The organism is Sphaerimonospora thailandensis (genome assembly GCF_016863115.1).
Classification (GTDB): domain Bacteria; phylum Actinomycetota; class Actinomycetes; order Streptosporangiales; family Streptosporangiaceae; genus Sphaerimonospora; species Sphaerimonospora cavernae.
In genome coordinates, this window is the sequence record NZ_BOOG01000003.1 from 97,037 (window position 1) to 114,460 (window position 17,424).

At 72.4% G+C, this 17,424-nt stretch carries 16 protein-coding genes; 9 read left to right on the top strand and 7 right to left on the bottom strand.

All coding sequences use genetic code 11. The annotated features are described in order from the left end of the window. Window positions 1-60: 60 nt before the first annotated feature. On the top strand, window positions 61-894 hold the full coding sequence (locus tag Mth01_RS00975) for a metallophosphoesterase family protein (protein ID WP_204009777.1): 834 nt from the start codon (window positions 61-63) through the stop codon (window positions 892-894). Between the two features lie 103 nt (window positions 895-997). Here Mth01_RS00975 and Mth01_RS00980 read toward each other — a convergent pair whose 3' ends face one another. Then, on the bottom strand, window positions 998-1,276 hold the full coding sequence (locus tag Mth01_RS00980) for a hypothetical protein (RefSeq protein WP_204009778.1): 279 nt from the start codon (window positions 1,274-1,276) through the stop codon (window positions 998-1,000). A 383-nt stretch (window positions 1,277-1,659) separates the two neighbouring features. Here Mth01_RS00980 and Mth01_RS00985 point away from each other — a divergent pair, with 383 nt between their 5' ends. After that, a complete protein-coding gene (locus Mth01_RS00985) occupies window positions 1,660-2,472 on the top strand; it encodes an enoyl-CoA hydratase/isomerase family protein (RefSeq protein ID WP_204009781.1) in 813 nt (270 codons plus the stop codon). A 31-nt stretch (window positions 2,473-2,503) separates the two neighbouring features. Here the strand turns inward: Mth01_RS00985 and Mth01_RS00990 are convergent, their stop codons facing one another. Continuing rightward, the gene (locus Mth01_RS00990; RefSeq protein ID WP_204009783.1) at window positions 2,504-2,761 is read right to left on the bottom strand and encodes a hypothetical protein; all 258 of its coding nucleotides are present in this window, start codon (window positions 2,759-2,761) and stop codon (window positions 2,504-2,506) included. A 145-nt stretch (window positions 2,762-2,906) separates the two neighbouring features. Between Mth01_RS00990 and Mth01_RS00995 the strand changes: the two genes are divergently transcribed. The 7 genes from Mth01_RS00995 to Mth01_RS01025 all read left to right on the top strand — a co-directional run bounded on the left by Mth01_RS00995 (window position 2,907) and on the right by Mth01_RS01025 (window position 14,027). Then, a complete protein-coding gene (locus Mth01_RS00995) occupies window positions 2,907-3,854 on the top strand; it encodes a sigma-70 family RNA polymerase sigma factor (protein WP_204009786.1) in 948 nt (315 codons plus the stop codon). Window positions 3,855-3,950: 96 nt separating this feature from the next. Further along, entirely contained in the window at window positions 3,951-5,024 is a 1,074-nt protein-coding gene (locus Mth01_RS01000; RefSeq protein WP_204009788.1) for a glycosyltransferase family 4 protein, read from the top strand. A gap of 111 nt (window positions 5,025-5,135) precedes the next feature. Continuing rightward, entirely contained in the window at window positions 5,136-8,639 is a 3,504-nt protein-coding gene (locus tag Mth01_RS01005; protein ID WP_204009791.1) for an ABC transporter permease, read from the top strand. Beyond that, window positions 8,636-11,482 (top strand): hypothetical protein, encoded by a 2,847-nt coding sequence (locus tag Mth01_RS01010; protein WP_204009794.1) that lies wholly within the window; start codon window positions 8,636-8,638, stop codon window positions 11,480-11,482. Before Mth01_RS01005 ends, Mth01_RS01010 begins: the two co-directional genes overlap by 4 nt. A gap of 1 nt (window position 11,483) precedes the next feature. Continuing rightward, window positions 11,484-12,470 carry an ABC transporter ATP-binding protein gene (locus Mth01_RS01015; RefSeq protein WP_204009797.1) on the top strand — a complete coding sequence of 329 codons (987 nt, stop codon included), beginning with the start codon at window positions 11,484-11,486 and terminating at the stop codon, window positions 12,468-12,470. Continuing rightward, window positions 12,467-13,216: an ABC transporter ATP-binding protein gene (locus tag Mth01_RS01020; protein ID WP_204009799.1), complete on the top strand. Its 750-nt coding sequence runs from the start codon at window positions 12,467-12,469 to the stop codon at window positions 13,214-13,216. Before Mth01_RS01015 ends, Mth01_RS01020 begins: the two co-directional genes overlap by 4 nt. A 199-nt stretch (window positions 13,217-13,415) precedes the next feature. After that, window positions 13,416-14,027 (top strand): TetR/AcrR family transcriptional regulator, encoded by a 612-nt coding sequence (locus Mth01_RS01025; RefSeq protein ID WP_204009801.1) that lies wholly within the window; start codon window positions 13,416-13,418, stop codon window positions 14,025-14,027. Here the strand turns inward: Mth01_RS01025 and Mth01_RS01030 are convergent. From Mth01_RS01030 to Mth01_RS01050, 5 genes are read right to left on the bottom strand one after another with little or no spacing between them, the layout of a single operon-like run. Further along, window positions 14,000-14,251, bottom strand: coding sequence for a 4Fe-4S dicluster domain-containing protein (locus Mth01_RS01030; protein WP_204009803.1), 252 nt, complete (start codon window positions 14,249-14,251; stop codon window positions 14,000-14,002). The genes Mth01_RS01025 and Mth01_RS01030 overlap by 28 nt on opposite strands. Beyond that, window positions 14,248-14,979: a GntR family transcriptional regulator gene (locus Mth01_RS01035; protein ID WP_204009805.1), complete on the bottom strand. Its 732-nt coding sequence runs from the start codon at window positions 14,977-14,979 to the stop codon at window positions 14,248-14,250. The genes Mth01_RS01030 and Mth01_RS01035 overlap by 4 nt, the downstream gene beginning before the upstream one ends. Continuing rightward, entirely contained in the window at window positions 14,976-15,746 is a 771-nt protein-coding gene (locus Mth01_RS01040; RefSeq protein ID WP_204009807.1) for a thiamine pyrophosphate-dependent enzyme, read from the bottom strand. The genes Mth01_RS01035 and Mth01_RS01040 overlap by 4 nt, the downstream gene beginning before the upstream one ends. Next, window positions 15,743-16,822, bottom strand: a complete 1,080-nt coding sequence (locus tag Mth01_RS01045; protein WP_204009809.1) for a hypothetical protein — start codon at window positions 16,820-16,822, stop codon at window positions 15,743-15,745. Before Mth01_RS01045 ends, Mth01_RS01040 begins: the two co-directional genes overlap by 4 nt. After that, window positions 16,819-17,415 carry a 2-oxoacid:acceptor oxidoreductase family protein gene (locus tag Mth01_RS01050; RefSeq protein WP_204009812.1) on the bottom strand — a complete coding sequence of 199 codons (597 nt, stop codon included), beginning with the start codon at window positions 17,413-17,415 and terminating at the stop codon, window positions 16,819-16,821. The genes Mth01_RS01045 and Mth01_RS01050 overlap by 4 nt, the downstream gene beginning before the upstream one ends. Between the last annotated feature and the right edge of the window lie 9 nt (window positions 17,416-17,424).

Here is a 17,424-nt window from a genome sequence, read left to right on the forward strand (position 1 = left end):
ACGGACGACGAGGACCTAGCGAGGACCTAGCGATGCACCGACGTTTCAGGTGGGCCGCCGTTGCCGAGTGAGCGACTCGTCGCCATCAGCGACCTCCACATCGGCTACCGGGAGAACCGGGCCGTCGTCGACGCGCTGCGGCCGGGATCTCCCGGCGACTGGCTGATCGTGGCCGGTGACGTGTGCGAGTTCCTGGACGGGTTCGAACGCACGATGCGGCTGCTCAGCGAGCGGTTCACGAAGGTCGTGTGGGCGCCGGGCAACCACGAGCTGTGGACCCATCCCCGCGACCCGTCCCAGCTCCGGGGCGAGGCACGCTACCGCCGCCTCGTCGAGATCTGCCGCTCGCTCGGCGTGGCCACCCCCGAGGATCCGTACCCGATCTGGGAGGGCCCCGGCGGTCCCGTCGTCGTGGCCCCGATGTTCCTTCTGTACGACTACACCTTCCGCATGCCGGGCGTGACGACCGTGGAGGCGGCGCTCGCGCTCGCCCACGAGACCGGGGTCGTCTGCACCGACGAGATGCTCCTGCACCCCGATCCGTACCCGTCGCGTGCGGCGTGGTGCGCCGCCCGGCTGAAGGAGACCGAGCGGCGCCTCGAAGAGCGCCCCGGCGGGCTGCCGACGGTGCTGGTCAACCACTATCCCCTGGTGCGTGATCCGACGCAGGTCCTGCGCTATCCCCAGTTCGCCATCTGGTGCGGCACCACGCACACCGCCGACTGGCACCTGCGCTTCCGGGCCGCCGCCGTCGTGTACGGCCACCTGCACATTCCCCGGACCTCCTGGCACGACGGCGTCCGCTTCGAGGAGGTCTCCCTGGGTTACCCCCGGGAATGGCAGCCGCGTCACACGCCCCCCGGCCGTCTGCGGCAGATCCTGCCTGCCACCTGACCGGGCCGACCCCCATGAAGCGACCCCATGAAGCGGCCAGAGCTCCGGCGAGCCGAGACTCGACCGGAGCTCTGTTTGTTTCCGAAGAGAATTCAGGTCCGTGCTACCGCGGGTAACCGCCATCGCAGCCGGAATGGCCGCATTGGCAGCAGCCGTCACAGTGACAGCAGTCGTGACGCCGGCAGTCGTCGTACCGGCAGCAGCGGTCGCACCGGCAGTCGTCGCAGCGGCAGCAGTCATGCGGCCAGGCGGAGCCGTAGCCCTCCTGGACGACAGCGGCGCTGGCGGCGGTGGTGCCCATCAACGCACCCAGGCCGACGGCCCCTCCGGCCAACGCCGTGCTGAGGGCCAGGCCGGCCATGATGTCTCGGAATGCGAGCATCTGCGTTTCCCCCGTACAGAATTCATCCTGAATCGGATTCATTTCCTCTATGCCGAGGAAATGCCATTTGACGGCGCACGAGCGCCATCTCCTGGAATCCATTGATAACCTGCCCCGCCAGCCACAAAACAGACATATTGGGCATTGAGTGAAGTATTGCCATATCACGACAGAACAATGGGGGCCATCTCTCCCCGTAATGTCCTTTTAATCCGTATTTCCGCTAAATGCCGGAGTAGGGCTCCCGACGAAACATGCAAGATCACGGGAGAGGGGTTGGGGGGTCACCTGGCTTCCGAGTGCGCCTCAAGGTGTGCCCCGCTGCATGGTTCACCCCGCTCGCGTGGTTCGCCGGATCAGCTGGTAGGACAGGAGCCTGAAGCATGGGCGGCGAAGGGGAGAACATGACCGAGGACGCCAAGGACCCGGTGACGTACGAGTTCCGCGACGGCGCGGCCTGGATCACGCTCGCCGACGCGGAGCACGGCAACGCGCTCAACGAGGTGGGCGCCGCCGCGCTGTGGCGGGCGATCCAGCGGGCCAGGGCCGACCGGGCGCCGGTCGTCGTGCTGTCCGCCGAGGGACGATTCTTCAGCGTGGGCGGCGATCTCGCGTCCTTCGCCGCCGCCGACGACGTGTCGGCGTACATCGACGATCTCGCCGACGCGCTGCACCGCATCGTCAGCGAGCTGATGCGCCTGGACGCCGTCGTGATCGCGGTGGTGCGCGGCACGGCGGCGGGCGCGGGCTTCCCGCTCGCGGCGGCGGCCGATCTGGTGCTCGCCGCCAGTTCCGCCCGCTTCACCTTGGGCTACACCAAGGTCGGGCTGACCGTCGACGGCGGGACCAGCCTGCTGTCCGCGACGCTCGGCCTGCATCACGCCCTGCACCTCGCCCTGCTCAACCCCGTCCTGAGCGCGGAGGAGGCGCACCGGGCGGGGCTGGTGGCGCAGGTGCACGACGACGACGAACTCGACGCGGCGGTGGATCGGGTCGTGGCCCAGCTGGTCGCGGGGTCCCACGCCGCCCAGGTCACGGTCAAGCGGCTGCTGCGCGGCGTGGCCACCCCGGCGCCGGAGACCGCGCTGCGGCAGGAGGCCCTGGCGATCCGCGAGGCCGCGGCGCGGCCCGACGGGCGGGAAGGAGTGCGCGCCTTCCTCGAGAAGCGCACCCCCGTCTTCCCCGGCGACCGCTGAAGCCGGGGGCGTTCATACGGGCGGTCGCTGTCTACCGGTTCGGGCTCTGGAGCAGACCGAGGGTGTCCTGGGCGCCCCGGCGCATGATCACCTGGTCGATCGCCTCGGCCATCTCCTCCCGGGTGTAGCCGTCCTCCGGGATCTCGTTCAGCAGCGCCAGCCTGTCCGCGGTCAGATGCACATGGGCCGACGCGCGGGCGTAGACGTCCCGGACCGCGGCGCTGTCGCGGTCGCGGTACACCTCGTCCAGGACCTGCCGCATCTCCCCGAGGAAAACCTGATCAGACATGTCGCGGCTCACCTCCCACCAATCCGGGTTCCGGTTTCGCAATCCCTACCCGCACGCGTGCCCGATCCACGTGTCGAGGCCGACGGGCTGGGCATGGGAGGGGCATTGGCACCGCGGGAATCGGCGGACCGCAGGGGTGACCGTGATGGGTAGGGCCGAGCCGTACGAGCCTTATGACGAACTTGACCTGTTGGGGCAGTATCTGCAGCAGATCGGCCAGACGCCGCTGCTCACCGCCGGGCAGGAGGTGGACCTCGCCAAGCGGATAGAGGCCGGTGTGTACGCCCGCCATCTCCTCGACGAGAACGCCACCGCCGGGGACGGCCTCGACGCGGAGCGGCGTGCCGATCTGGAGGCGGCCGCCGCGGACGGCGAGCGGGCCAAGGACCACATGCTCCGGGCCAACCTGCGCCTGGTGGTGGCGGCGGCCAAGAAGTACTACCACCGGGGCTGGCCGATGCTCGACCTCATCCAGGAGGGCAACCTCGGCCTGATCCACGCGGTGGAGAAGTTCGACTACGCCAAGGGCTACAAGTTCTCCACGTACGCGATGTGGTGGATCCGGCAGGCGATCGATCGCGGCCTGGCCGACAAGAGCCGGGTGGTCCGGCTGCCCCTCCACGTCGTGGACCAGGTGACGAAGGTCAACCGCCTGGAACGTGAGCTGGAGACCCGGCTGGGCCGCGAACCCACCGACGCCGAACTCGCCGAGGCCGCCGGCCTGACCATGGCGGAGCTGCACGACCTGCACCGCATCAGCCGCGACATCGTCAGCCTGGACACTCCGCTGGACGACGAGGAGACCCGGGTCGGCGACCTGATCGCCGACGCGCGGGTCGCCCCCGCCTCGGAGCTGCTGGAGCAGCGGGCGCTGGCCGAGGAGCTGCGTGCGCTGGTCGACCGGCTACCCGAACGCGAAGCACTGATCGTCAGCCTCCGCTATGGGCTGAGCGACGGCAAGACGCACACCTTCCAGGAGATCGGCGACCGGATCGGGCTGACCCGGGAACGGGTGCGCCAGCTCGAACGACAGGCCCTGGGCACGCTGCGCCGGCCCGAACGGATCCAACCGCTGCTGGCATGGGCCGGCTGAGGTATGGCCGGCTGAGGTATGGCCCGGCCCAAGATTTCCGCCCCCTCCTCGTAGCGATCTTCCCGGATGGGAAGGCACGCGGGAGGAGGTGGGGGCGTGCGCCATGTCGCGTTCGTGATCGACAGTGAGGCTTTCGGGGGCGCCGAGGTGTACGCGACGCTGCTCGTCCGTCACCTGCCCGCCGGGGTGCACCGTACGGTCGTGGTCAGCGATCCGGTGGCCGGGCCGGTGTGCGCGGCGGTCGGCGAGACGGCCGACGTGGTGGTGGTACCGCCGTCGCGGCACCGCCCGGTGGCTCCGTGGCTGTCGCGGACGCTGGTCGGGCTGGCTCCCGACGTGGTGCATGTGAACCTGGTCGATCCCGGCGGTAACCGTGCGGCGCTCATGGCCGCCGCCGACGTGGCGCCCACCGTCGCCACGCTTCATCTGACCGGTGCGGACGGGCCGGGCCCGGCCGACGCCTACCGCCGGGTGAGCTGTTTCACCGCTCCTTCCGCGGCGATCGCGGCACAGCTCGCGCGGCTGGCGCCGGGCGCCCCGATCGTCCGGGTGCGCAGCGGAGTGGATCTCCCCGCCGAAGGGGTGTGTCTCCGCGACCGGAGTCCGGTGGTGATCGGCGGAGTCGGCCGCCTGACCGCGCAGAAGGGTTTCGATCTGCTGATCCAGGCGGCCGCCGAGCTGACACAGGAGGGGCTGCCGATCCGGATCGTGGTGGCCGGGCGGGGCCGGGACCGGGACGTGCTGGCCCACGCGGCGGAGGACCTGCCGGTGACCTTCATCGGGCACATCCAGGATGTCGGCGCGCTGCTGCGTGACGTCGACGTGTTCTGCCTGCCGTCGCGTAATGAGGCGCTGTCGCTGACCCTGCTGGAGGCGATGGGGCACGGCCTGCCGTGTGTCAGCACCGCGGTCGGGGACACCGCGGCCGAGGTCGGGTCCGACGCCCTCGTCGTCCCGCCGGGGGATCCGGCCGCGCTGACGGCCGCGCTGCGCCGCCTGGTGGCCGATGCCGGGACACGGCGGGAACTGGGACGACGGGCGCGGGTCCGGGCGCTCGCCGCCTTCGACGCCCGTCGGATGGCCGCCGACACCTTCGCCGTCCTCACGCGGACGGCAGCGGCACGCCAGCCTTCTCCGGGACCTGGGGAACGGCCGGTCGCGTCGCGCTGATCAGGGCCGACCGGCCGACTCTCTCCGCCTATATGCGCGTATTTCGCCGTTTCTCGGGCTGATCTGAGATCTACTGCACCCGGCGCATGACCGTTAGGGTGAGTCGTCGAAATGGGGCAGATCGGGAGGGGGCGGTCGATGCGGGTGCGGACACCTTTGGTGGTGCGGCGTGCCCTCAGCGAGCCGTTACTCCTCCTGGCCGCCTTCGGCTCGATCCTGCTGGCGACCACGACACTGGTGGCGCTCGCCATGTACGCCTCCTCGGTCGCCGACGTCGGCGTACGGCGGGCGATGGAGAACGCTCCGACGGAGACCGTCGCGACGACGATCAACGCTCCCATCCGGCAGGACACCTTCGCCGAGGTGGAACGCGTCATCCACGGCCATCTCGCGACCCTCTCGGGCGACGGAGGCGAGGACGGAGGCGAGAGGGACGGCGTGCCGTACGACGTCGCCTTCCGCGCCCGCTCCGACTCCTACGCCCTCCCCGGGCAGGAACGGCTCAAGCATCCCGAGCTGACCCGCTTCGGCGTCGACGAAGAGCTGGAACGGCACGCGCGACTCGTCCAGGGAGCCTGGCCGCGGCCCGACGCCGACACCGGCTCCGGCTCCGGTTCCGGCTCGGGCTCCGACTCCGGCTCCGGCGGCATCAAGGACCGCGTCGTCGATGTCGTCGAGGTCGCGCTCTCCCAGCCGGCCGCGCAGGCGATGAACCTGGGCGTGGGCGACGAGCTCCGCATGGTGGGCCGGCTCGACGGTACGGCCGTGCATGCCAGGGTGACCGGCGTCTTCCAGCTCGACGCCCCCTACTCCGGGCGGTGGGACGGCGACGAACTGCTGCGCCGGGGCGTCGAGCACGGCGACTACACCACCTACGGCCCGCTCATGGTGCCCAGGGAGACCTTCCTCGCCAGGTTCACCGGAGGCACCAGCGTCACCGCGACCTGGACGGCCGTGCCCGACCTCGGCGGACTCACGCCGCAGCGGCTGCGGCCCTTCGCCGCCTCCGTCGCCGGGCTGGGCGAGACGCTGAAACGCGACTGCTCGGCCTGCGAGACCAACACCCGCCTGCCCGAGATGCTCACCCAGCTGGACCGGGCGGCGCTGGTCGCGCGCTCGACGATGCTCGTGCCCGTCCTGCAGTTGCTGCTGCTCGCGGCGTACGCGCTGGTCCTGACCGCGCGGTTGCTCGCCGAGCACCGGCGGATGGAGGTGGCGCTGCTGCGCTCACGCGGGGCGGGGAGCGTGCGGCTGGCCCTGCTGGCCGCCGGGGAGGCCCTGCTGGTGGCCGTGCCGTGCGCGGTGCTGGCCCCGTTCCTGGCCCCGCCACTGCTCGGCCTGATCGACGCGATCCCGTGGATCCGCGCCTCCGGGGTCCACATCGCCCCGGACCCGGGCGCCGCGACGTTCGGCGTCGCGGCCGCCGTGGCGCTCGCCTGCGCCGCGCTGCTCGCGCTGCCCGCCCTGCGCGGCGCCCGCCGTACATATGTCGAAGAACAGGCGACGCGCGGCCGCGGCGACCGGCAGGGGCTGCTGCAGCGGGCGGGCGGCGACGTTGCGCTGCTGGCGGTGGCCGCGCTGGCGATCTGGCAGCTTCGCCGCTACGGCGCACCGGTGACCGCGACGTCCGGCGGCGGTCTCGGCATCGACCCGCTGATCGTGACCGGGCCCGCCCTGGCATTGCTCTGCGGCGGGATGCTCAGCCTGCGGCTGGTGCCGCGCGTCTCACGGCTCGCCGAGCGGTTCACCTCGCGGCGGCCGGGCCTGGCTCCCGCGCTGGGCGCGTGGCAGGTGAGCCGTCGTCCGGGGCGGTATTCCGGTCCCGCCCTCCTGCTCACGATGGCGGTGGCCATCGGCGGGGTGTCGATGACGACGGCGGCGACCTGGCGCGGCTCGCAGGTGGACCAGGCCCGGCACCAGGCGGCCGCCGATCTGCGCGTGTCGTCGGCACCGGAGTCCGGCGAGCTGGGCAGGCTCGGCAGGGGCGCGGTCTACGCCGGGTTGCCCGGCGTGACGGCGCTCACGCCGGTGTACCGGGGCGCGCTGACCTTCTCCGGGGCCTCCTCGGGGGGCAACGGCACCCTGGTCGCCGCGGACGCCGCCAAGCTCGGCCCGATGCTGATGCTCCGTCCCGACCTGGGCAGCAGCGGCGACCTGGCCGCACGCCTGGTGGCGGGACGCCCGGCGATCTCGGCCGTCCCGCTTCCCGGCACTCCGGCGAAGCTGACCCTGTCCGTACGGCTCCGCCCCGACCCGCCGGCCACGAGCCGGGACTATTCAGGCCTGGAGCTCCGGATGGTGGTCGTGGACGCCCTCGGAGTGCACCAGCAGGTGACGGTCGGGCCGCTCACCGCCGACGGCGAGCCGCACCCGCTCACCGTCGACCTCGGCGGGCTCGCCGGACGGTCGGGCAAGTTGAGCTACCCGCTCGGCATCCGCGGTTTCGTCGTGCGGATCCCGGTCCGCGCGCCCGGCGGTGGCGGGGGCGGTGGCGTGAACCTGGCAGTGGGTTCGATCTCCACCGACGCCGGCGCCCCGGTCACCCCGCCCGAGGGCCTGCGGTGGGAGCACGGCGTGCGCGGTGACGGCCGCATCGCCGGAGAAACCGGAGAAAACGCCGGGGAAAACGCCGGAGTACGGGTGACGACGGATGGGGGCGTCTTCACCCTCGCCGTGCCCGCGCCGAAGAAGCCCGGTCCCGGTGAAGGTCCCGGTGAAGAGGCCGGTCCCGGTGGTTCAGGTGAGCCCGAATACGTCAGCCTGACCGCCGCCGCTCCCTCGGGCGGCCCGCCGGCCGGCGCCGCTCCCATGGGCGGCCCGCCGGCCGGTCCCATTCCGGTGGTGATCACCGCGGACCTCGCGGCCCGCGAGAAGCTCGCCGAGGGCCGTACCGGCACGCTGACCCTGGACGGGCAGCCGGTCGAGGTGACCGTCGCCGGCGTCGTCGGGGCGATGCCCGGGACGCCCGCCGGGGTGCCCGCCGTCCTCGCCGACCTCCCCACGTTGCTCGCCGCCGACCTCGCCGCCGTGCGGGAGCCGCGCGCCCCGGCCGAGTGGTGGATGTCAACCCGGGACGGTGAGACGGCCCAGGCCGCGGCGGAGCTGGCCCGCCATCCGGAGTGGGAGCAGACCGTCGTCGACCTCGGCTCGCTGACCCAGCGTCTCAGGGACGATCCGCTGGCCGGCGGCCTGCAGGGCGCGCTGGTCCTGGGCTTCGCCGCCGCGCTGGTCTTCGCGCTGCTCGGCTTCCTGGTCAACGCGGCCGTGACGGCGCGAGAACGGGTCGCGGAGTTCGCGATCCTGCGCGCCCTCGGGGTGAGCTCCCGGCAGGTCTTCGGGCTGCTGGCGGTGGAGCAGGCGTTCCTGATCGGGCTGTCGCTCATCGCCGGGACCGGGCTGGCGCTGGGGATCGCCGCGCTGGTCGTCCCGCACATCGTGCTGACCGGCCAGGCGGCCTCGGCCACCCCCGGGGTGGTGCTCCAGGTGCCGTGGGCTGCGACCATCGCGATGCCGGCGGCCCTCGCCGTCGTGCTGTTCTGGATCGTCGCGGGCCTGGCCCGTACGCTGCGCCGTCAGGGCCTCGGCGGCGCCCTGCGCGCCGGGGAGGACCGATGAACCCGCTGCTCCTGCTCAGGGTCCACCGGGGCGCGGCGGCCGTGCTCGCACTGCTGGCGCTGAGCGCGTCGCTGCTGGTCACCGGGCTGCCCCGGTGGTTCGAGGGCGCCTCCGACCGGGCCGCGCGCAGCGCTCTCGAGGAGATCAGCGCCGACGCGACCGACCTGACCGTCGTGATGCGCCCGAACCGGCCCGGGCACTACCTCACCGATGAGAACGGGTTCCGGGAGAGGGACCGCGAGTGGCGGGCCATGCTGCCGCCGTCCCTCACCCAGATCGTCGACACCGGACCGCACGCCGGCAGCCGGTTCGTGGCCAAGACCCTCGGCACGCCGGTCACGGCGCGGCTGGGAGCGAAACCGCGGAGCGGCCAGTACGTCAACGTGGGCTGGGTGCCCGACGCCGACCGCCGCGTCCGCTACGTGCGGGGATCGCCGCCCGGACCGCCGAACCCGGCGGCGAGCGTCCCGGGCCACCCGGAGCTGCGTGACGCCAGGCGGCTCGACATCGCCCTGGCCCGGAGCGCGGCCGAGAAGATGGACATCCAGGTCGGCGCCACGCTCGTGCTGGGCAACAGCCAGCCCCTGCTCGGCCGCGTCACCGGTCTGTTCGAGCCGATCGCGCCGACCGTCCCGGGCGACCGGTTCTGGCAGCACAACCGCGACATCGCCGAGGTCACGACGCGGACCGTCCCCGGGGCCGACCGCGACGAGCTGAGCATCACCGCCCTCACCCATGAGGGCTCCCTCCGCCAGCTGATCCTCGGAGGCCGCGACCTGGTCTACGGCTGGGTCATCACGGTGGACCGCTCGGCCGTCACCGCGCGCGACGCGGCCTCGGTGGTCGAGGGGATGGCCGACTACCGGCGCGCCCTGAGCGGGCCGGCCCACCGAGCGGATGCCTCCGCGCAGCTTTTCCTGGACACCGCGCTCGACCGGGTGCTCGCCGGGTTCCTGACCCGGCTCGCGACCGCCCGGGCGCTGATGTTCCTGATCCTCGGCGGCCTGGTGGCGGTGGCCGGGGGCGTCATCGCGCTCGCCGTCCAACTGCTGACCGAGCGTATGCGCGAGGCCCTGTCCCTCGCCCGGGCGCGGGGCGCCTCGCTCGGCCAGGTCGTCGCGGCGGGCACGGGAGCGGTCGCGCTGGCCGCCGTCCCGGCGGTCCTGGCCGGGTACGGACTGTCGTACCCGCTGTCGGCGTCCCTGCTGTCCGGGCCGGTCACGCCGGTCGTGCACGCCGTCCCGCCGCTGCTCGCCGTCGCCGCGGTGGGCTTCGCGGCGGCCCGCCTGGCGGTCGCCCATCGCACGCCGCTGCCGGGCCGGCGTGACGATGTGGTGGGCCGCCGCCGCTCGCCGAGGCGTACGGCGCTGGAGGTGCTGGTCGTCGTCCTGGCGCTGGCGGGGACATACCTGCTGCGCACCCGCGGCCTCACCACCGATCTCTCTACCGGCCTCGCCACGGGCGGCGCCCCCGGCCTCTCCCCCGGCCTCTCCCCCGGCGGCGCCGCCCGGGAGGCCGATCCCTTCCTGATGCTCGTCCCGGTCATGCTCACGGTGGCCGCGGCACTCGTCACGTTGCGCTGCTATCCGTACCCGTTGCGGCTGTTCGTGCGGTTCGCCGCGCGGGCCCGGGGGGCCGTGCCGTTCGTGGGGCTGACCCTGGCGGCGCGGGCCAGGTCGGTCAGTGCGCTGCCCGTGCTGATCCTGCTGCCCGCGCTCGCCGTCTCGGTGTACGGGGCGGTGGTCGGCGGCACGCTGGAGGCCACCCAGCGCCTGGCCGCCTGGCAGACGACCGGCGCCGACGCGCGGGTCGAGCGTGCGGCCGAACTACCGGCCGACGTGATCGAGAAGATCCGGCAGGTCCCGGGGGTGCGGGAGGTCCTGCCCGCGCAGAAGGGGACGGCACAGGTCGGGTACGGCGGGCGGAACGCCACCGTCATCGCCCTGGACCTCGACGCCTACCGCCGCATCGCCGCCGGCTCCCCGCTGAAGGTGCCCGGCCCACCACCGGACCCGCCGTCGACCACGCCGTCGACCCCGCCCTCGACCCCGCTGCCGACCCCGGCCGCCCAGAACGGTTCGGCGCAGGAGATTCCCGTCCTGGTCTCCCCCGACCTGGCGCACCTGACCACCTTCGAGATCGGCTGGCACGTCCGGATGAAGCTCGTCAATCGGGGCGTCATCACCGGCGGGCTGCCGGGCCTGACCCGCGTCACGAACAACCTGATCGTGGTGCCCTACGACGCCGCCACCCGGGCCGGCGCCCGGTCGCACGCCACCATGCTGCTCATCCGGGGAGCCGGGAACGGGGGCGACGACATCGACGGCGGGCGGTTGCGGGCCGCCGTGGGCGACCTGCCGGACGTCATGGTGGTGACCTTCGAAGAGACGCTCCGGAAGATAGCCGCGGCTCCGCTCCCCGCCACGATCAAGGACGGTTTCCGCCTCGTCACCGTCGCCCTGGCCGGGTACGCGCTGCTCACCGTGGTGATCGCACTGGTCGTCGGGGCCGCCGACCGGGCGCGTGCCCTGTCGTACCTGCGCACCCTCGGCCTGTCGCACCGCCAGGCGGCGACCCTCACCGTGCTGGAGATCGCCCCGCTGATCGTGCTCACCGCGGGCGCGGGCCTCGCGGTCGGTCTCGCCCTGCCCGCCGCCCTCGGACCCGGCGTCGACCTCGGCGGCTACGCGGGCGACCTCGCCGTACGGGCGTACGAGCTCGACCTGGCCGCACCGGCGCTGCTGGCCGCCGGTCTCGCCGTCGTCGCCGTCGCCGGCGCGTTCCTCCACGCCGTGACCGGCCGCCGCCGGTCCCTCGGCTCCGTCCTGCGAGTGGGTGAATGAGTTGGAAGAACCGGATGACACCCCGACGCTCTCCCAGCTGGAGAGGCAGGCCGCGCACGTACGGCCGGCCTTCGGGGAGCACGCGCACATCCTGTGCGACAACCTCGTGCGGATCTACAAGACCGAGGGCGTCGAGGTGGTCGCACTGCAGGGGCTCGACCTGCTCGTCGACAAGGGCGAACTGATCGCCGTCGTCGGCGCCTCGGGGTCGGGCAAGTCGACCCTGCTCAACGTGCTGTCCGGGCTTGACGTGCCGACCGCGGGCCTCGCGCGGGTCGCCGGGACCGACCTGCTCGCGATGACCGCCAAGGACCGGCTGCGCTACCGCCGTGAGGTCGTCGGGTTCGTCTGGCAGCAGACGGCCCGCAACCTGCTGCCGTATCTCACCGCCGGTGAGAACGTCCGGCTGCCGATGCGCCTGGCCGGCAGGCGGGGCCGTACGGACCGGGCGGGCGAGCTGCTCGACCTGCTCGGCGTGGCGCACCGCGCCGGCAGCCGGCCGGGCGAGATGTCCGGCGGCGAGCAGCAGCGGGTGGCCATCGCGGTGGCCCTGGCCAACTCCCCGCAGGTCGTCCTGGCCGACGAGCCCACCGGCGAGCTGGACAGCGAGAACTCCGAGCAGGTGTTCGCCGCGCTGCGCCGCGCCAACCGGGAGCTCGGCGTCACGACCGTGATCGTCACGCACGACGCGACGGTGTCGGAGCAGGTGGACCGGACCGTCGGCATCCGGGACGGGCGCACCAGCAGTGAGACGCTGCGCCGGACGGCCGAGGGCGGCGCCGTGATCGCCGAGGAGTACGCCGTGCTCGACCGGGTGGGCCGCCTCCAGCTGCCGAGGGAGTTCATCGGCGCCCTCGACATGGAGCGCCGGGTCCGGCTCGAACTCGAGTGCGACCACATCGGGGTGTGGCCGGACCGACCCCAACCGGACACGCCCCAACCAGACACGCCCCAACCGGACCAGCCGCAGCCGGAGGAGTCGCGATGAGCAGCCAGCCCCTCGTCGTCGTGGAGCGGGTCAGCAAGGTGTACCGGACCGGACCCAAGAGAACAGGGCCCAAGGGAGCAGGGCCCAAGGACGTGGTCGCCCTGCGCGAGGTGTCGTTCGAGGCCTTTCCCGGCGAGCTGATCGCCGTGCGGGGCCGTTCCGGATCGGGGAAGACCACGCTGCTCAACCAGGTCGGCGGGCTCGACCGCCCCGACAGCGGCCGGGTGACCGTCGACGGACGTGTGGTCACCGAGTTGCCCGAGGCGGACCTGCTGGAGCTGCGCCGCGACGTCATCGGGTTCGTCTTCCAGTCGTTCGGGCTGATCCCGGTCCTGTCGGCGGCGGAGAACGTCGGCGTGCCGATGCGGCTGCGCCGTACGCCCGCCACCGAACGGGAGGAACGCGCCCGCGTGCTGCTGTCGATGGTCGGGCTGGACAAGCACATGAACCAGCGGCCGTACGAGCTGTCCGGCGGCCAGCGGCAGCGGGTGGCGGTGGCCCGCGCCCTCGCCAACCGGCCGAAACTGCTCATCGCCGACGAGCCGACCGGTCAGCTCGACTCGCAGACCGGACGGCAGATCATGCAGCTGCTGCGCGCCGTCGTCCACAGCGAGGGCGTCACCGCGCTGGTCGCCACCCACGACCCCACCCTCATGACGATCGCCGACCGGGTCCTCGAACTGCACGACGGCGCGCTCACCGAGACGTCGGAACCGGGCGAGCCCGTCGCCGCGCCGGCGTCCTGATCACCACCGCGCCCCGGCCCGGGCGGCACGGCCGACAACCGGCGACGCCTAGCGAGCAAATGCTTGTTGCTGGCATGATGATATTCATCGGCGGCACGCGACTTCAGGACATCGGACGCGCGACGAGCGCTACGGCCACTCCTCATCTGGGCGACCGCGGTAGACCACGATGTTCTACGGGACACCCCCTGGGGGAAGCATGGCGCGAGAGCTGGGAGACCGGCGTGAGGCGATCCTCGGCAGTGCCGCCGCCCTGTTCGCGGAGCGAGGGGTGGCGGCGACCACCGTCCGCCAGATCGCCGACGCGGTCGGGCTTCTCTCCGGCAGTCTCTACCACCACTTCGACTCCAAGGAGTCGATGGTCGACGAGATCATCTCGTCGTTCCTGGCGGACCTGCGGGAGCGGTACGCGAAGGTGCTGGCCCGGGAGGCCGGCGCCCGGGAGCGGTTGCACGACCTGATCGTGGCGTCACTGGAGGCCATGGCGGCTCATCCGCACGCCGCCGAGATCTACCAGAACGACGTCAACTACCTCCTCAGGATCGAGCGGTTCGGCTACCTGCGCAACGCCGGCCGCGAGGTGCAGCACACCTGGCTCCAGGTGATCGAGAACGGCATCGCCGAGGGCGCCTTCCGTTCCGACCTCAACCCGAAGGCCCTCTACCGGCTCATGCGCGACGCCGTGTGGCTGTCGGCACGCTGGTTCAAGCCGAGCAGGGGCTATCCGGTCGCCAAACTGGCCGAGGACTGCACCTCGCTGTTCCTGGACGGCCTCACCACGGCTCAGCGCGCGGCAGGGGTGAACCTGTAGACCTCGAAGACGAAGTCGGGGCAGACCATCTGGCAGGCGGTGCAGCCGGTGCAGCCCGAGGTGAGCTCCGGATAGCGGTAGCCCATCTCGTTGACGTCGCTCGACATGGTGAGGACCCGGGGCGGGCAGGCCGCGACGCACAGCTCGCAGCCCTTGCACCGGTCCCCGGCGATGACCAGCGTCCCCCGGCTCTCCCTCGGCGTGCCGCCGTCCTGCTCGCTCATGTCCTGTCGCCTCCGGCCGTCGTACGGACGATGTCAAGGATTGGGGAAGGATCGGCCGTCTCGGCCGGGACGGGGTCCGAGGTGAAGACCCCCCGCCGTCGCAGGGCGCGTACCGCGTTCTCCGCCGTCATCAGCACGTGATCGAGAGCCGCCGCCGACGCGGCGTCGGCGTCGCCGGCGACCAGCGCGTCGTACTCCCGGCGCAGCGCGGCCCGCTCGTCGTCCATCGCGTCCTCGATGGAGAAGCGGGCGGCGACCGGCACCAGCCCGCTGAAACTGCGCAGCAGCGCACGCAGGTGCGGACCGGCGGTGGCGAGGTTCACCGCCTTGCGGAACTCCCGGGCGGTCCGTTCGAACTCGTCCACCTGGTCGCAGTGGGTCAGGGCCTCGGTGAGCTTGCCGAGCGTCTCCCTGAGTCCGGGGTCCCCGCTCATCGCCGCACGGCTGTTGGTGAGCGCGCTCAGCATCCCGTACAGCTCGAACGCCTCGTGGACGGTGGCCGCGTCGAAAGCCGCGACGAACGCACCGCGATAGTGCGGCATGTCGACCAGGCCGTCGCGCTCCAGTTGCAGAACGGCCTCCCGGACCGGCGCCCGGCTGACGCCGAGCGTCGCGGCGATGCCGTCGAGATCGATCCGGTCGCCCCCGCGCAGCGTGCCGTCGAAGAGCAGCTTCATGATGTGTTCGGCGACGGCCGCCCCGGTCTTGGTCCGTGTCAGCGCGGTCATGTGGTCAGCTCCCCGAGCGGATAGGCCTGCTCCATCGAGTCGGCGAGGTATCCGGGGCCGTCGGGGGCCGGGACGAACCAGCCGGTCGGGCACATGGTGAGGATCTCCACCAGGCTGAACCCGGCACCCGACAGCTGGGCCTCGAAGGCGCGGCGCAGCATCCTCTTGGTCTGGGCCACCGAGCCGGCGGTGGCGACCGTGCCACGGGCGACGTAGGCGGTGCCGGGCAGCCCGGCGACCAGATCGGCCACCGGGATGGGATGGCCGTGGGCCTCCGCGTCGCGCCCCTCCAGACTGGTCTTGGTGCGCTGGCCGAGCACGGTGGTCGCGGTCAGCTGACCACCGGTGTCGCCGAAGACGCCGTTGTTGAGCAGCACACAAGTGATCTTCTCACCGCGGGCGGCGGTGTGCAGCACCTCCTGCAGTCCTTCGTTGACCATGTCGCCGTCGCCCTGCATCGTGAAGACCGCGCGGTCCGGCCGGACCCGCTTGATGCCGGTGGCGCAGGACGGCGCCCGGCCGTGCAGGCACTGCAGCACGTCCACGTCCATGATCCGGACGAAACTGCCGTAACAGCCGTGGCCGACGACGCCGATGGTCCGCTGCACGATGTCGAGCTCCTGCAGCACCTCCAGCAGCAGCCGCAGCGCCACCGGTTCGCCGCAGCCCGGGCAGAGCGAGTGCTCGCCGAGCAGCAGCGGGGAACTGAACTCGGCGACCTTCTTGGCCGGCTGCGAGGGCGGCTGGGACGTGTCGATGACGCTCACGGGCGTGCACCTCCGGTGATAGCGGCCAGGATCCGGTCGCGGATGACCGGAGCGTCCATCAGTTCGCCGTACGCGAGCCCGGACTCCGCGATGCTCACCCCGCCGATGAACCGTACGGCCGAGCGGTCGGCGGCGTGAATGCGCACATCGTCGAGCATCTGCCCGGCGTTGAGCTCGAAGACCAGCACCCGCCGCACTCCAGCGGTCGCCGCGGCGAGCGCCTCGCCGGGGAACGGCCAGAGCGTGACCGGGCGGAACCAGCCGATGCGGTGCCCGTCGGCCCGGAGCTCGTCGACGACGTACTCCACGAACTTGGCGGCGGAGCCGAACGCCACCACCAGCGTCTCGGCGTCATCGACGTGGGCCTGCTCGAACCGCGACTCCACCTTGTCGATGGCGTCGAACTTGTCGGCGATCGCACGCCAGTGCCCGTCCGGTCCGGGCCCCGGGTCGGTCGCCTTGCCCATGGCCCACGTCCAGATCTGGCGCGACCGGCCCGTGCCGCCGCCCGTCCCGTCGAGCACCCAGTCCTTGGGCGGCAACGGGCCGAAGTCCAGGGCCTCGATCGAGACCCCGACCCGGGTCTGGGCCAGCAGCGGATCACCGTAGAAGATCACCGGCGCGCGGTACCTGTCGGCGAGGTGGAACAGCAACTGGGTGTGCTCGACCGCCTCGGGGACGTCCTTGGGCGCCAGCGTGATCGTCCGGTAGTCGCCCCAGCCGCCGCCGCGGGTGGACTGGAAGTAGTCCTGCTGGTTCCGGGCCATGTTGAAGACCACGAACGGGGTCTCGTTCAGCGCCGCCTCGGCGATCGCCTCCTGCATCAGCGCGATCCCCTGCCCGCATGATCCGGTGGCCGCGCGTGCTCCGGCCGCGGCGGCGCCGAGGGTCATGTTGACGCCCTCGATCTCGCTTTCCGCGTTGAGGCAGACGCCGCCGGCCGCCGGCATCTGCTGGGACATGTTCTCCAGCAGCCCCGTGAAGGGCGACATGGGGTAACCGGCGAAGAAGCGGCAGCCCGCCGCGATCGCCGACCGGGCGATGGCGGTGCTGCCTTCGAGCAGTTCGAGGGTCATCGGGGGGCCTCCTCCAGGTCTGCGGCGCCGGCGGGGACGCTCAGGGGGGCCGGCGGGCCGTCGAGCGCGGCCGCGCCCGCCGCCAGCGCCCGCGCGTTGGCCTGCGCGTGCTGTTTGCGGTACGGCGGCAGCAGCTCTTCCATGGCCTCAGCCAGGGAGGCCGGGTCCACGAGCCGGGTGACCGCGTTGTAGGCGCCGAGCAGCACGAAGCCGATCGCCTGGGGTGCTCCGGCATCCTTGGCGACGGCGGTGGCGTCCAGGCCGTACACGGTCATGGCCGGCAGCGACGCGGGGTCGACCAGCGGAAGGTTGACGATCGCGGGACCGCCGGGGCGCAGCCGCGCCAGGGCCGGCTCGCTGAACCGGTGATGGGCGACGATCGCCGACCAGGCGGAGGCGAGCACCGGAAGGGCCCGCAGCGGGCCGTCTCCGATCACCACGCTCGCCTTGGACGGACCACCGCGCATCTCACCGCCGTAGTCCGCGCTGAGCATCGCATGCCGCCCTTCCCGGGTCGCCGCCGAGGCGAGGGTCTTGGCGAGCAGTTGGATGCCCTGGCCACCGATTCCGGTGACCACGAGTTCCCGCTCCATGCGGCCTCC